15 protein-coding genes are annotated in these 15,009 nt (G+C 59.0%); 10 read left to right on the top strand and 5 right to left on the bottom strand.

Features of this window, described 5'->3' with window-relative positions; all coding sequences use genetic code 11:
- Positions 1–5 precede the first annotated feature (5 nt).
- The 5 genes from FH08_RS0102460 (at position 6) to FH08_RS0102440 (ending at position 7,403) form a co-directional block, all read left to right on the top strand.
- The gene (locus FH08_RS0102460; RefSeq protein ID WP_031356792.1) at positions 6–1,145 is read left to right on the top strand and encodes an ABC transporter ATP-binding protein; all 1,140 of its coding nucleotides are present in this window, start codon (positions 6–8) and stop codon (positions 1,143–1,145) included.
- A gap of 114 nt (positions 1,146–1,259) precedes the next feature.
- On the top strand, positions 1,260–2,513 hold the full coding sequence (locus tag FH08_RS0102455; protein WP_031356791.1) for an ABC transporter substrate-binding protein: 1,254 nt from the start codon (positions 1,260–1,262) through the stop codon (positions 2,511–2,513).
- Positions 2,514–2,595: 82 nt separating this feature from the next.
- Positions 2,596–3,501, top strand: a complete 906-nt coding sequence (locus FH08_RS0102450) for a carbohydrate ABC transporter permease (RefSeq protein ID WP_031356790.1) — start codon at positions 2,596–2,598, stop codon at positions 3,499–3,501.
- A gap of 19 nt (positions 3,502–3,520) precedes the next feature.
- Entirely contained in the window at positions 3,521–4,372 is an 852-nt protein-coding gene (locus tag FH08_RS0102445) for a carbohydrate ABC transporter permease (RefSeq protein ID WP_031356789.1), read from the top strand.
- 1,057 nt (positions 4,373–5,429) lie between these two features.
- Positions 5,430–7,403: a beta-galactosidase gene (locus FH08_RS0102440; protein ID WP_031356788.1), complete on the top strand. Its 1,974-nt coding sequence runs from the start codon at positions 5,430–5,432 to the stop codon at positions 7,401–7,403.
- Between the two features lie 63 nt (positions 7,404–7,466).
- On the opposite strand, the gene FH08_RS0102435 is transcribed toward FH08_RS0102440, so the two are convergent.
- From FH08_RS0102435 to FH08_RS0102420, 4 genes are all read right to left on the bottom strand, one after another.
- Positions 7,467–7,979 carry a YybH family protein gene (locus FH08_RS0102435; protein ID WP_031356787.1) on the bottom strand — a complete coding sequence of 171 codons (513 nt, stop codon included), beginning with the start codon at positions 7,977–7,979 and terminating at the stop codon, positions 7,467–7,469.
- Between the two features lie 106 nt (positions 7,980–8,085).
- Positions 8,086–8,547: a MarR family winged helix-turn-helix transcriptional regulator gene (locus tag FH08_RS0102430; RefSeq protein ID WP_031356786.1), complete on the bottom strand. Its 462-nt coding sequence runs from the start codon at positions 8,545–8,547 to the stop codon at positions 8,086–8,088.
- A gap of 203 nt (positions 8,548–8,750) precedes the next feature.
- A complete protein-coding gene (locus FH08_RS0102425; protein ID WP_031356785.1) occupies positions 8,751–9,755 on the bottom strand; it encodes an aldo/keto reductase in 1,005 nt (334 codons plus the stop codon).
- Between the two features lie 64 nt (positions 9,756–9,819).
- Positions 9,820–10,146 carry a carboxymuconolactone decarboxylase family protein gene (locus FH08_RS0102420; protein ID WP_031356784.1) on the bottom strand — a complete coding sequence of 109 codons (327 nt, stop codon included), beginning with the start codon at positions 10,144–10,146 and terminating at the stop codon, positions 9,820–9,822.
- A gap of 217 nt (positions 10,147–10,363) precedes the next feature.
- Between FH08_RS0102420 and FH08_RS0102415 the strand changes: the two genes are divergently transcribed.
- From FH08_RS0102415 to FH08_RS0102400, 4 genes are all read left to right on the top strand, one after another.
- On the top strand, positions 10,364–10,762 hold the full coding sequence (locus tag FH08_RS0102415; RefSeq protein WP_235210267.1) for an ArsR/SmtB family transcription factor: 399 nt from the start codon (positions 10,364–10,366) through the stop codon (positions 10,760–10,762).
- Positions 10,763–10,767: 5 nt separating this feature from the next.
- Entirely contained in the window at positions 10,768–11,103 is a 336-nt protein-coding gene (locus FH08_RS48115) for an SRPBCC family protein (RefSeq protein WP_031356782.1), read from the top strand.
- Positions 11,104–11,124: 21 nt separating this feature from the next.
- Positions 11,125–11,907 (top strand): DUF899 domain-containing protein, encoded by a 783-nt coding sequence (locus FH08_RS0102405; RefSeq protein WP_051887663.1) that lies wholly within the window; start codon positions 11,125–11,127, stop codon positions 11,905–11,907.
- A 92-nt stretch (positions 11,908–11,999) separates the two neighbouring features.
- Positions 12,000–12,998: a LysR family transcriptional regulator gene (locus FH08_RS0102400; protein ID WP_031356780.1), complete on the top strand. Its 999-nt coding sequence runs from the start codon at positions 12,000–12,002 to the stop codon at positions 12,996–12,998.
- 19 nt (positions 12,999–13,017) lie between these two features.
- Here the strand turns inward: FH08_RS0102400 and FH08_RS0102395 are convergent, their stop codons facing one another.
- Positions 13,018–13,356 (bottom strand): hypothetical protein, encoded by a 339-nt coding sequence (locus tag FH08_RS0102395; RefSeq protein WP_235210266.1) that lies wholly within the window; start codon positions 13,354–13,356, stop codon positions 13,018–13,020.
- A gap of 476 nt (positions 13,357–13,832) precedes the next feature.
- On the opposite strand from FH08_RS0102395, the gene FH08_RS50210 reads away from it, so the two are divergent.
- Entirely contained in the window at positions 13,833–14,234 is a 402-nt protein-coding gene (locus FH08_RS50210) for a GFA family protein (protein ID WP_152602715.1), read from the top strand.
- Positions 14,235–15,009 lie beyond the last annotated feature (775 nt).

Here is a 15,009-nt window from a genome sequence, read left to right as displayed (position 1 = left end):
CAGACATGGCGGCAATTCGTCTTGTGAACGTACAGAAGTCATACGGTGACCACCCTCCGGTGATCCGGCGGGTGAACCTCGATATCGCGCAGCACGAGTTTTGCGTTTTCCTGGGGCCGTCGGGTTGCGGCAAGTCGACCCTGCTTCGAATGATCGCCGGTCTCGAAGACTTGAGCGAAGGCGAGCTGCATATTGGCGGGCGTCTTGTGAACGATGTGCCCGCAGCGGCGCGCGGCGTCGCAATGGTATTCCAGAGCTACGCGCTGTTTCCGCACATGACCGTGTACGACAACATGGCGTTCGGCTTAAAACTCGCGAAGCAGCCCAAGGACGTGATCAACCGGAAGGTGCGTGATGCCGCGCGCATCCTGCAACTGGACGACTACCTTGATCGATTTCCTAAAGCGCTCTCGGGCGGCCAACGGCAGCGTGTAGCAATTGGCCGAGCCATCGTGCGCGAGCCAGGCGTGTTCCTGTTCGATGAACCGCTGTCGAATCTGGACGCCGCACTGCGCGGCCAGACGCGTGTAGAAATCGCCCGGCTGCACCAGCGCTTTGCCAACGCGAGCGTGGTCTACGTGACCCACGATCAGGTCGAGGCGATGACGCTCGCCGACAGGATCGTGCTGCTGCACGCAGGCGCGGACGCAGAGCGCTTCGGCAGCGTCGCGCAGACCGGTGCACCGCTTGATCTGTATCACCATCCGAAGTCGCGCTTCGTAGCGGGTTTCATCGGCTCACCGAGAATGAATTTCATCGATGCTGTTGTCGAGTCGATCAGTGCCGGCAGTGTGACGGTCACGCTGGCGACAAGCGGCGAACGGCTGGTTGCTCACGTTGATGGCCAGCGCTTGCAGCGCGGCCAGCCGGTCACGCTCGGCGTGCGTCCGGAACATCTGCGGCTTGATGGCAGCGAGCAGTCGATTCAATGCGCGGCGGTGCTGTCGGAGGAGCTCGGCGAGCACAGCTACATTCACGCGGATCACTCGACCGGCACGCTCGTCGCAAAAGCGCCCGGCGATACGTCGATCAGTCCAGGAGAGCGTATCCGCGTTCACGTCCCGGCGTCGGCGTGCCACTTGTTCGACGCTGATGGACTTGCGCTTCGGCGCAGCACGCTCGAGCCCGAACGAATCGCCGCTTAAGTAAGGCATGTGCAGCGCAAGCGCATAGCGTTAAAACCCAATTCCGCCACAGAGCGGGTTACATCGTCTGGCAGTTAATCGCTGTCAGCTAACAAGGTAGTCAAGGAGACAAAGATGATTGCTCATCGCCTTCGCAGTCTGGCTCATGCATCAGCGGCGCTCGCGCTGGTGGCAGGCGTGCTCTGCTGCACCGTGGCCGACGCCGCCACACTCACTGTCAACGTGTCCGCACGCGGAAACCAGCGCTCGACCTGGCAAGACGCATTCGACAAGTTCAAGAAGGCCAACCCCGACGTCGACCTCAAGGTGACCTATATCACCGAAGAGGCGTACAAGGTCCAGATGGGCGGCTGGCTCGCCACCGATCCGCCTGACGTGGTCTCGTGGCACGACGGCGAACGCATGGCGTATTACGCACAACGCGGCCTGCTGGAAGACCTGTCGCCGGACTGGAGCAAGAACGGCTGGTCGCAGCAATATGCGTCGGTCAAGGAAGCGTCCACCTACAAGGGCAAGCAATACGCGGCGCCGCTTGGCTACGACGCTTACGGCTTTTTCTACCGGAAGGATCTGTTCGAGAAGGCCGGCATCAAGGGCGAGCCGAAGACCTGGGATGAATTCCTCGATGCCTGCGCGAAGCTGAAAGCAAGCGGCGTTGCGCCAATAGCGGTAGCCGCTCGCGACAGCTGGACGCTTGCTGCATGGTTCGACTATCTCGACCTCCGTATCAACGGCAACGCATTCCATCAGCAATTGATGGCAGGCGAAATTCCGTACACCGATGCACGCGTGAAGAAGGTCTATATGGCGTGGAAAACGCTGATCGACGATCACTACTTCATTGACAACGCGCTGTCCTACGATCTCGATTCCATCGCGCCGTTCCTCGCGAACGGCAAAGCTTCGATGATGTTGATGGGCACGTTCTTCTCGGCGAGCATTCCGGCCTCGATCCGTCCGCAAACCGGCTTCTTCCGCTTCCCGGTGATCGACGCGAACGTGCCGACGGCTGAAGACGGTCCGGTCAACGTCCTGCTGATTCCGGCGAAGGCGAAGAACAAGGCCGATGCCCGCAAGCTGCTGGCCTTTATGGAGACGCCGCAGATCAACGCCGATCTCGCGAAGGGCTGGGGACAATTGCCATCGAACAGTCAGTCTGCTGAACCCGAAGATGAAATTTCGAAGGTCGGCTTCCAGACGCTCGCGAATACGAAGGGCGGCATTGCGCAGTTCTACGATCGCGACATGACCAAGGAAATGGCCGACGAAGGGATGAAGGCGATGCAGCAGTTTTATAGCGATCCATCGCAACTCGACGCCGTGCTCGTTCGCCTCGAAGCGACTCGCAAGCGTATCTACAAGAAGTAAGCCCGCGGCGCCAGCGGTTGAATGTTGCCGCATGTTGCATTCGCGGCTGGCGCTCGCACTCGATTCCTGACGAGGCCCGATCATGTCTGATTCCGCAGCGCGCCGCTTACCCGCGGCTCGGCGCCGGCACGTCTCTACTACACGCCGTCATCAGCACCGCGCCGCATTTTTCTTCCTGCTGCCGGGTTGCGCGTTGTTTTGCCTGTGCGTGGTGTATCCGATTATCAGCAGTATTAACCTCAGCTTTTATAACTGGGACGGGATGACGCCGAAGACCTTCGCCGGCTTCGATAACTACATCGAATTGTTTCACTCGGACACGTTCTACACGGCGCTCAAGAACAACCTGATCTGGCTCGCGCTGTTCCTGCTTGCGCCTCCCCTTGGCTTGCTGTTCGCGTTGTATCTGAATCAGCATGTCCGTGGGATGCGCATTGTGAAGTCGCTGTTCTTCGCACCGTTCGTGCTATCGGGCGTGGTGGTGGGGCTCGTGTTCAGCTGGTTTTATGACCCCGGCTTTGGTTTGCTAAGGCTGATTGTCGGTCACGGCATTCCTGTACTCGGCGATCCCCATACGGTGACGCTCGGCATCATCTTCGCCGCGCTATGGCCGCAGACGCCGTTCTGCATGGTGCTGTACCTCACGGGTCTGACCGCCATCAATCCGGAAGTGGTCGAGGCGGCGCGCATGGAGGGCGCGAAGGGCGTGGCGCTGCTGTGGCACGTGATCCTTCCGCAATTGCGGCCCGCCACTTTCATGGCCGTAGTGCTCACTGTGATCGGCGCGTTGCGCAGCTTCGACCTGATCGCCGTGATGAGCGGCGGGGGGCCGTTCGACAGTTCCACCGTGCTTGCCTATTACATGTACGACCAGGCGATCAAGTACTACCGCGAAGGGTATTCCGCAGCGATTGCAGTCGTGCTGTTCGCCATCATGCTCGTTTATATCGTGTTCCACCTGCGCCGCATGCTGCGCGAAGAACGCTGATTTCCAGGAGTCACGTGTCATGTATCCACTTCCCGTTGAACGCTGGAAACCGCTTAACCGAAGGTTGTACAAAGCCTCGCTGCCGCTCGCATTGCTGATATGGCTGTTGCCTATGCTGGCTGTGCTCGTCACCTCCATACGTTCTTCCGATGAACTGTCGCAAGGCGACTATTGGGGCTGGCCGAAGCATTTTGCGCTGATTGAAAACTACGGCACAGCGCTCACGCAAACGCCGATGCTGCATTACTTCGCCAATAGCGTATTGATCACGGTGCCCTCGGTGATCGGTGCGATCGTGCTGGCTTCGATGGCAGGCTTTGCTTTGGCCACCTACAAGTTCCCGGGCAATACGGCTGTGCTGTTCGCGTTCGTCGCCGGCAACTTTGTGCCGATCCAGATCCTGATGATCCCGGTACGCGACATGGCGCTGAAAGTGGGCCTGTTCAATACCGTGTGGGCGCTGGTGATTTTCCATGTGTCGTTTCAGACCGGCTTTTGCACGCTGTTTCTGCGCAACTTCATCAAGCAGTTGCCGTTCGAGTTGATCGAGGCTGCACGCGTGGAAGGGGCGAGCGAATGGACGATCTATCTGCGCATCGTGCTGCCGCTGATTCGGCCCGCGCTCGCCGCGCTCGGCATCCTCGTGTTCACGTTTGTCTGGAACGATTACTTCTGGGCGCTGTGCCTCACGCAAGGCGATGAGGCCGCGCCGATCACCGTGGGCGTCGCTGCGCTTAAAGGGCAATGGACGACTGCGTGGAATCTTGTGGCCGCCGGTTCGGTGCTGGCCGCGTTGCCCTCCGTGCTGATGTTCTTCGCGATGCAAAAGCATTTCGTCGCCGGTCTGACTTTCGGTGCAAGCAAGGGCTGAACGATTTTGCGTCGTTACGGTTGGCACTTGAGCGTTGGTTGTTGGTTAGTGGTCGGGGCGGCGCTGGGTTGGTGCTTTCGGCGTTAGTGGTCGGGGGCGGTGCTGGGTTGCGGGGGTTCTGCGTTCGCGGTCGGGGTCATTGCCGGGTTGCTGCTTTCAGGGTTAGTGGTCTGCGTGATTCGGATTTTCTCTTTATCACTGTTAGCCACTGCGCGTGGCGGCGCGTCATTTCTTTGTCCAAAGCGACAAAGAAACGAAGCAAAGAAAGCGCTTTCAGAACGAGGGCTCGTAAGTTGACCTAGCGTGCAGTTTGCAAGTTTTTGGCACCCCAAAAGCACGGTGCTCGCAAGAGCGACGGATGTGTGAAACCCTCCTTCTCGCGAATTCTTACACGCACACGCTTCGCCCCGTACGCTCTCGGGCAAGCACGCTTGCCAAGGAAACCCGCGCCGCCGCACCCGTGATTACCGCTGCGGGTCTTCGCGGGTCGGCTGCTTGGTCGGCATGATCAACGCAGTCGCTTTTGTTGGTAGGGCCTCATGTAACCGAGCGGCCTCGTTTGGTGGTGGGTTGCCGACGTGGTTCGGGTATGCGGACAAATTCAGAGGATGGTTTTTCGCGGATAGCGCGGGGTGTTCCTTGGGCAGGTTCAGTCACTGGTGGCGAAGCGTGTGGGTATCCGTGTTCGGAGAAAGAGGGGTTCACACATCCGTCGCTCTGGCGAGCACCGTGCTTTTGGGGTGCCAAAAACGTGGAAACTGCACGCTAGGTCAACTTATGAGCCCTCGTTCTGAAAGCGCTTTCTTTGCTTCGTTTCTTTGTCGCTTTGGACAAAGAAATGACGCGCCGCCACGCGCAGTGGCTAAAAGTGATAAAGAAATTAGCCAACCTAAGCAAACCACTAACCTTGAAAGCAGCAACCTGGCACTGACTCCGACAGCTAACCCTGGAACCTAGCAACCCGGCACCGACTCCGACCGCTAACCCCAAAACCACCCCCATCCAACCCCGAGTGCGAACGAAACCCACTCCCGATATCCTCTAACGAGACTCTCTCATGCAACTTGGTGTGTGTTATTACCCGGAACAATGGCCCCGTTCAATGTGGACCGACGACGCAAAGCGTATGGCCGAGCTTGGCATCACGCATGTGCGGATTGCGGAATTTGCATGGAGCAGGATGGAGCCGCGCGCCGGTGAATTCGTCTGGGAATGGCTTGACGAAGCTATCGAGACACTGGCTGCTGCGGGGCTGAAACTCGTGCTGGGTACACCGACCGCGTCGCCGCCGAAATGGCTGATCGACGCGTATCCGGACGTGTTGCCGGTGCGCGCGGATGGCGTGCGCTGGAATTTCGGTTCGCGCCGTCACTATGATATTTCCAGCGACATCTATCGGCATGAATGCGTGCGTTTTGTGACCGCGATGGCGGAGCGCTATGGGCGCAATCCCGCCATTGTCGCTTGGCAGACCGATAATGAACTCGGCTGTCACGATACGGTACCGAGTTACTCCCCCGCCGCGTTGAAGCGTTTTCAAGAGTGGTTGCGGCATCGCTATGAGAGCGTTAGTGCGCTGAACGAAACGTGGGGCAACGTATTCTGGAGCATGGAGTATTCGTCGTTCGACGCGATCGAATTACCGAACCTGACGCCGACCGATGCCAACCCCATCCATCTGCTCGACTTCCGCCGTTTCATGTCCGACGAAGTAGCGAGTTTTCATCGCGAGCAGATCGAGGTACTGCGGCAGCATGCGCCCAGCGCTGACCTGCTGCATAACTTCATGGGCTTTTTCACGACCTTCGATCACTACCGCTTTGCTGAAGACAACGCGATCGACGTGGCTGCGTGGGATAGCTATCCGATCGCACGCACCGAATCGATCGCACTGCCGGAAGAGCAGAAAGCGCGTTACGCACGCACCGCGCATCCCGACGTGTCCGCATTCGATCACGATCGTTATCGGGGGGTAGGAGGTGGTCGTTTCTGGGTGATGGAGCAGCAGGCGGGACCTGTGAACTGGGCATCGTGGAATCCGGTCCCGGCCAAGGGCATGGTCAGGCTTTGGGCTTATGAAGCGTTCGCGCACGGCGCAGAACTGGTGTCGTATTTCCGCTGGCGTCAGTGTCCGTTTGCCCAGGAACAGATGCACTCCGGGCTCAATCTGCCGAACAACGAACTGTCGCCGGGCGGCGTTGAAGTGCAGCAGGCGGCGCGGGAGATCGCGGCATCCACAGCGCTGTCGGAACTCGGCGCCCCGACGCGCGCCGCTACTGCGATCGTGTTCGACTACGAGACGCAATGGATGTTCGAGATTCAGCGTCATGGCAAAACCTTCGACTACCAGATGTTGGCGTTCGACTACTACGAGGCGCTGCGTGAACTCGGCCTGGACGTCGATATTGTTTCGAGCAAGGCTGATCTGTCGTCGTACCGGTTAGTGGTTGTACCGAGCATTGCGGTCATCGACGAAACGCTCGTCGGCCAGATAGAAAAGAGTTCTGCGCAGTGGGTATTCGGTCCGAGGAGCGGTTCGAAGACGACTGCGTTCGCGATTCCTTCCGACCTCCCGCCCGGTGCGCTGCAGCAAGTGTTGCCGATGCAGGTGCTGGAAGTCGAAACGCTGCGCCCGACGCTCACGCCCGCGATCTCTTTCGGTGGCACGCAAGGTGTTGCAACGCATTGGCGCGAGCATGTCCGCGCGAACGGTGACACGCGTGTCGATGCGCATTTCGACGACACATGGCCGGCCGTGCTGAGTCACGGAAAGGTTCGATATGTGGCGGCATGGCTGTCGCACGGATTGCATCGCGCGGTGCTGGAGCAGGCGGCGAAGGAGGCGGGCATTGCGACTCAACTGCTGGCTGAAGGCTTACGCATTCGCCGCCGAGGCAACCTGACTTTCGCGTTCAACTTTGGCGCGCAGCAAGTGCAAGCGCCTGCACCGGTCAATGCGACGTTCGTGCTTGGGCAGCGGCAGCTTGCGACTGGCGATGTCTGCGCATGGCGGGACGCGTATGGCAGTTGAGGTGGCAACGGTCGGCGTCCGCAGCCGACCGCTCCCCCAACAAGATCAACGAAGAAACGGTGTTTACTGGGCTTGAGCAGCCAAAGGCACGATCGCCGCAATGCGCCAGCCTTCGGCGGTCCGCACAGCAACCTCATAGACGAGGTATGGGGCGGGCTTGCTCGGCGCGTCCAAGGGTCCGCCTGTGATCTGCGTCTCTGCATACACCTGGGCAACATCCGCAGTCAGGGGAATGATTTTGATGCTCTCGACATTCGGATCGAACTTCCACACGCCTTTGAATGTTTCCTTGAAGTGCGCGATCAGCGCCGGCTTTCCCCAGAAACGGTACGGACGGGCGACTAACACGACGGGGTCGGGTTGACCAGCCGGCGCCGACGCGAATACGCCCTCGAACGCCACTATGTCATGGGCGCTGGCGGCAGCCGCCTGACGGAGAAAAACATCCTTGACCTCTTGCCTGTCCTGGTCGGTGAATTCATGCGTTGCTGCGGCGTGGGCCGACAGATGAGCAGCGCTCAGGACTACAGCGGCGATGAGCGAAGCGAGGGTTTTCTGACTGCGCTGAATATTCATGGATATAGTCTCATATACCCGTATCAGGGATTTTTTTGCGGCGAGAGAACGGGTATCCTTCGCCGCATGCCACGGGGTGATCGTGTTGGATATTGCGCTCGCGTTATCAGGAATTTGCTTGCTCGGCGTCGAGTTCCAGTTGCGTGATTCGAGCCATCATTCGCCGCATTGCTAGCGCGTCCTGTTTGCCAAATTCCTTTTCAAAGCTTGCTTGGGCCTTCAGCCAATAGGGCTTGCTTTGCGCCTCGATGTTGGCGCCTGCAGTGGACAACGCCACTTCGCGCTCCCGGCGGTCCTCGCGCCCGACCTGAATTATCACCAGCCCGTCGCGCTCGAGCGGGCGCAGGTTGTGTCCCATCGTCGCCCGATCCATCGACAGCAGGTCGGCAAGCGCGGCCATGGTAGTGGGGCCGCGGTTCGCGAGCAGGCTCAGGATGGTGTATTGCGTGGCGCGCAAACCAGTGTCCGCCATGCAGGCATCGTAGAAACGGGTCAGGCGCCGTGCGGCTTTACGCAGCGCAGTGTTGTTGCAGATGCCCGGATTGATTGGCAGGCGAGACGCAGTCATGTTCGATCAAACGACGAGGATATTTGTAGCCATTATTATGGGCATATAAGGCGATTGTCAAGCGGATCAGCGCGGACGGTTAGCGGCGTGGCGGTTGCTTCGCGAGCGTCCTGTAGACACAGGCGAGCGGGGTCATTACACCCGGCTTGCAGTCGCGCGATGCAAGCCGGGGCGTGGCGCTCAGGCAATCTCCGACCTATAGGTCAGCCGACTCGCCGCCCTTCGACCGGGTATCCGGGATCGGTGTAGCCAGGTGTCGACGCATGCCCCGGTGCAACGAGGCTATCGACAAGCTTTTCATCCTCGGGTCCCAGTTGCAACTTCAGTGCTTCGACGTAGCTGTCCCACTGCGCTTCGGTACGCGGACCTGCGATCGTGCTGCTGACAATGCGGTTCTTGAGCACCCACGCGAGAGCGAAGGCAATGGAAGTCGTTCCACGCTTCGCTGCATGATCCGCGATAATGTTTGCAATCCTGATCGATTCCGAACGCCACTCGGTTTGCTGGATTCGTTTGTCGCCACGGCCTGCGCGCGAGTCGGCGGGCGGCGGCGTATCCACTGCATATTTGCCGCTGAGGACGCCACGCGCGAGGGGACTGTACGGCACCACGCCCAGACCGTAGTGCGCCGCAGCCGGCAGTTGCTCGACTTCCGCGGTACGGTCGACAATGTTGTAGAGCGGTTCGCTCGCGACGGGGCGGTCAATTCCCATCTGGTCGGCGAGACGCGCGATTTCCGCAATGCGCCAGCCACGGAAATTGGACAAGCCGAAGTAACGGATCTTGCCCTGGCGAATCAGATCACCGATCGCGCGTACGCTTTCGTCCAGCGGTGCGTCAACTAGCGCCCGGTGAAAGTACAGAATGTCGATGTAGTCCGTGCCCAGACGCTTCAGGCTCGCTTCAACAGACTGGATGACCCACTTGCGCGACTGACCTTGTTCGTTCGGTCCTTGCGTGGTCGGATAGCCGAACTTGGTGGCGACGACCCAGTTGTCCCGGTGATCAGCGATGGCTCGCCCAACGATTTCCTCCGAACGACCCGCGTGATAAACGTCAGCGGTATCGATGAAATTAACGCCTTGATCGAACGCCTTGTCGACGATGCGCTTTGACGTCGCCTCATCCGTTTCGCCGCCGAACATCATCGCGCCCAGACACAAGGGCGAGACCTTGAGGGCGCTGCGGCCCAGATACCGATAGTCCATTCTGTTTGCTCCATTCAAGCAACGCTCGCGGCAAGCAAGCGCCAGGAAAATTTGATCCGGCTGATCAAGCTCCGCGATTATCGAAGGCTTGCCTTGCAATGGGCAGCGCCGTCATTGCCGTCGGCCAGCCAGAGTAGAAAGCGAGGTGAGTGATCAGCTCGATCAGTTCGTCGCGAGTCACTCCGTTGTCCAGCGCTTTGCCGATATGAAACGCAAGCTCGTTAGTGCGATAAAGCGAGACGAGGCTGGCGACCGTGATCAGGCTGCGATCACGCGGAGAAAGCCCGGGGCGCTCCCAGACGTCGCCGAACAGGACCTTGTCGGAGTAGTCCGCGAGTGCAGGTGCGAGGTCGCCGAACGCCTTGCGTGCAGCGGTGGGTTCGTTAGTCATCAAGTCATCTCCAACTCTGGGTCTGGGTCTGGGCCACGGTCGTGTGCCTGCAGCGCTCAATTTACCGGCTGTGTCCGCATGTGACTAGACGGTGGAATCGGCAAGCTCATATGAGCGAGATTCATGAATGTCTCACCAAAAAAACTTCAAAGAGCGGCTTGACATCGCGCGATGAATCTCTATAGTTAACTTTATGGTTAAGTTTCAGGAAAACGCATTGGATCGCACCTTCGCCGCGTTGGCTGACCCAACGCGGCGTGCGCTCCTTGCACGTCTGTCCGCGCATGCGGACCTGTCCGTCAGCGAACTCGCGCAGCCGTTTGAGATGTCGTTGCCGGCCGTGATGAAGCATCTGGATGTCTTGTCGGATGCTGGTCTGATCACGCGCGCCAAGACGGGCCGCACCGTCGCGTGCCGGCTTGCCGCCGGACCGATGGAGGAAGCAATGGAATGGCTCACCCGCTACCAGCGCTTCTGGACCGATACCCTTGATCGCCTTGCCGCCTTTGTGGAGGAAGACCCATGCCCACCCAACCCAGTCTCACGCTCCAGCGCCGAATCAACGCAAAGCCCGCCAAAATCTACGCCGCGTGGACGGTCCCGTCGCAAATCGTGAAGTGGATGCATCCCAACAATAACGACGTTATTCACGCGGAGATGGACGTGCGGGTCGGCGGGCGTTTTCGCATTTTGTTGCGCACGCCCGAGGGCGAGGAGCACGACGTGAGCGGCGTCTTTCAGGAAGTCGTTCCGGACGAAAAACTCGTCTACACGTGGGCATGGCGCAGCACACCGGAGCGGGAGTCCCTCGTGACGTTCACGCTGCGCAGCGAGGAGGACGGCGAGCGCACGTTGCTCACGTTAAAGCATGAGCAGTTCGCGGATGTTGAAGCACGAGACAATCACGAGGTTGGCTGGAACAACGTACTCGACGAACTTGCACGGCAATTTGCCTGATCACTTCAGGAGGATGCAGACATGGAACCGCACCGAATTGTTTCAAGGGAAGAATGGCTTGCGGCGCACAAGGCGCATCTGGCCGAGGAAAAAGCGCTGACGCATGCGCGCGACGCGCTCGCCGAAAAGCGTCGCGCGTTGCCCTGGGAGAAGGTCGGCACGGGTTATACGTTCGACACGCCGCAAGGCTGCAAGACGCTCGCTGAACTGTTCAACGGACGCAGCCAGTTGATCGTCTATCACTTCATGTTGGGGCCCGACTGGGAGGAGGGCTGCCCGGGCTGCTCGTTCGTGTCCGATCATATCGACGGTGCGTTGCAGCATGTCGAGCGGCGCGATGTTGCGTACGTCGCGGTATCGCGTGCGCCGCTCGAGAAAATCGAAGCGTTCAAAAAACGCATGGGTTGGCAGTTCCGCTGGGTGTCGTCGTTCGGCAGCGAGTTCAACTACGTCTACCACGTGTCGTTCACACCTGAGCAGCGGGAAAAAGGTCAGGTGTACTACAACTTCGAGACGAGCGACGTCACGAAGGGGGGATTTGACAGCGACGAATTACCCGGGCTCAGCGTGTTCTACAAGGACGATGCGGGTGATGTGTTCCATACGTTCTCGGTATATGGACGCGGCGGCGAGCCGCTCATCGGCACTTATACCTTGCTCGACCTCACCCCGAAGGGACGAGACGAAAAGCGCAACATGATGGAATGGTTGCGTCATCACGATCGTTACGACGACGTGCGTAACGGTGCAGATACGGGGACAGCTGAGACTCCGAAGAACGAAGCCGGACGCGGTTGCCACTAGCCGTTCGCAGTGGATTTAAAAACTGCGAAGAGTCATGGGCGCCGCGCGCCGGCAGCGCGTGCGGCGCCTCTAAATCCATAGGAGAAACGCCCGTGATGGACCGCATCATGGCGATGCGGACATTCGTGCGCATTGTCGACACCAACAGTTTTACCCGTGCCGCAAGCTCGCTTGGAATTCCGCGCGCAAGTGCGACAACGCTGCTGCAGAGCCTTGAGGAACTGCTTGGCATCCAGTTGCTCGTACGAACTACGCGCCGGCTCAACCTGACCGCCGAGGGGGCAGCCTATTACGAGCGTTGTGTGCAGATTCTTGCCGACATTGACGACATCGAGGCAAGCCTGCAGCATACCGACGACCGTCCGCGTGGACGGTTGCGGGTTGAACTGCCGGCGGCAGTCGCCAATGCGATCGTGCTTCCCGCCCTCGATGACTTCCACGCGCGCTACGAGCATATCTCGCTCGCGTTCGGCGTCAGCAACCGGCAGGTCGACCTGGTCGGTGACGCGATCGATTGCTGCATCCTGCTGGGAACATTGCCGGATGCAAGGCTATCGGGTCTGTCGGTCCGCCGGCTTGGCGCGCTGGAGCATGTGACCTGTGCGAGCCCGCTATATCTCGCGCGGCAGGGCATGCCGCTGCGACTCGAGGAGCTAAGCGGTCACGTCGCGGTGAATTGCATGTGCGCGCAGACCGGGCGCCCGGAGGACTTTGGTTTTCAGGTCGATGGCGACACGGTCAACGTGCCGCTTGGGGGCTTCGTGCAGGTCAGCGACGAGCATGCTTATCTGGAGTGCGGGCTGCGAGGGCTAGGGCTGATCCAGCCGCCGCGGACGCTCGCGCAGCCGTATCTTGACTCCGGGCGGCTGCGTGAAGTGCTGCCGCGCTACCGGCCCGCAGCCGTGCCGGTGTCGGTTGCCTATCTGCGTCATCGCCTCGTTCCGCCGCGCGTGCGTGCGTTCGTCAACTGGCTCGCAGAACTGTTCGAAAACGCGCGGCACGTGAGTCATGAGTTGCCACTCGAAATACCACATGAACTGTCAGGCATGCGCTCGATCCTGCGTGGGCTGGAGGCGGATGAACCGGCCTGAGCGAGGGGGGCCTACCGGTTTACTCCGCATCCAGCCAGGAATCGAGACCTACTCGGAACGCGACGGCTGCAATCACCGGAACCGTCAGCATCATGACGATGCCGAAGTTCTCGATCATGTCGCCGTACATGATCGGTTTGTACAGAACAATGCCCGAGACAACAACGAAGGCGATAAAACCCGCGAGCACCATCAGGCTGCTGCGCAGCGCATTGGACGGCTGCCAGCGCCGCCGCTTTTGCGGGGCGGCGCTGATCCGCTCCGGGTCCGACGGAGTGTCTGATTCTGGTTTCTGTTGATTTTCTGGCATGGCGCAGCGAGGTGAGGGGCGGCCGAATGCGTAAATGACGCGCTGCACTCGGGTTTTTCAATTGGAACATGTCATGGCGCGTAATGCCAATCGTAACAAGGCGATGCGCATACCGGCATATAACAATTGTGGCACAGGCAGAGTGCCCTGAGCAGAACGCCTTTAGTTCATGCGCTTGGAACGTAACTGTTTGCCATCGGCGAGGATCACCGGCGATCCGAATACGCCCAAAGAACGGCGCTTTCATTCTCCATTCATACCGCGGCGCCTATCTAGTCCAAATTGCCCGCTGCCCTGGCTGGGCGTTCTTCGCGTTGCGCGCCTTGATCGGATTTTTCGTGCCGGCACGGCCGTGAGCTGCCCGGCGACGTGGATCGAACCGGTCAGCAAAACACCTCGCTAAAATCGCACTAGAATGTCTGCCGACGCTAACATTCTTGAGTGTCGGCGAGAGGCGGCGCGATCCCACCGATCAAGACTTGACGAACCGGTTCGTCGACGTAACTTCTTTGATAGAGGAAAACGTGAATTCATTGCTTGCAGGCAGATGCCTTTGCGGCGCAGTCCACTACGCAGTGAAGGACGAGTTCGTTTATGCATTGAACTGCCACTGTTCAAACTGCCGGCGCGCGACGGGATCCGCGTTCAAGCCATTCGCGGGAGTCGAGCGCAGCAAGTTAAGCATTACTCGCGGGCACGCCGACCTTTTGGTTTTCGGTGACAAGAACGCGGCTCACGATGTTCATTGCAGGATCTGCGGGAGTCTTTTGTTTTCCGTGGTGGGTGAAGGTGAGTTTGTTCACGTCACTTTAGGAACGCTCAGCGACACTCCGAGTATTCGCCCAACCGCACACATTTTTGTCGGGTCCAAAGCGCCGTGGTATTCCATCACCGACCAATTGCCGCAGCACGACGAATTTGGCTAGCATGATGAATCGACGATCACAGCCGATTTCATGTGCCGTTCGACCATGGTTTCATCAGGCAGTGATGGGTCAACCAACCATCGCGTTGCTCCATTATTTGCGGCGCGCCAATGCGTTGTTCCAATATTCTTAATTGTGCCGTGCGGATAACTGCTGCAATCTGGCGGTCTTCATACGGTTAGCAAGAGATCTCAGAAATTCTTCCCGTCCTATAAGGTTATTTCCGTTGCACCGGTACAAGTACCAGGGATAATTCGGAATACGTAATGATTAAAAAATTAACCCGACCATCCCTGAGAAATCCTGAAACTGCACGGACCTCAATCAGCAGGGCGCACGCATAATCACGAGATCTGGCGGCGCGGGATCAATTCGCGAGGTCGCCCATCGAGAACCCTTGCCATTTAGCTGCAACACCAATTTCGACTGGATGAACCGTTCCCCGGCGTTCAGCGTGAGCGAATGGTAAGCGGCAAGCTGACTAACGTTTGATCCGGAACAAAATGCACCATATCCCGCAATGGATCGACCCTCCGACAAGCCGGTAAGCATAGTCGTTTACACGGCTGCATTGAGAGCGGAGCGTCTGAATTGTGCGGTTTCCCGCAAGCTAACCTCGCCGTTGCGCATCTTTAAGCTGAACCTAATCCCTACTTTCGCACAATTGAATTCCAGCCGGTTTTTTGTGTCGGCAACCTTCGGTCTACCTCGCGATTGAACACGAGGCAACACCGGGGACGAAACGCAGAGTCCTGTTCGTTCCTGCATCGAAGCC

It is taken from the genome of Caballeronia sordidicola, from assembly GCF_000729995.1.
Classification (GTDB): Bacteria; Pseudomonadota; Gammaproteobacteria; order Burkholderiales; family Burkholderiaceae; genus Caballeronia; species Caballeronia sordidicola_A.
This window is presented reverse-complemented; position numbering and strand designations above follow the sequence as displayed.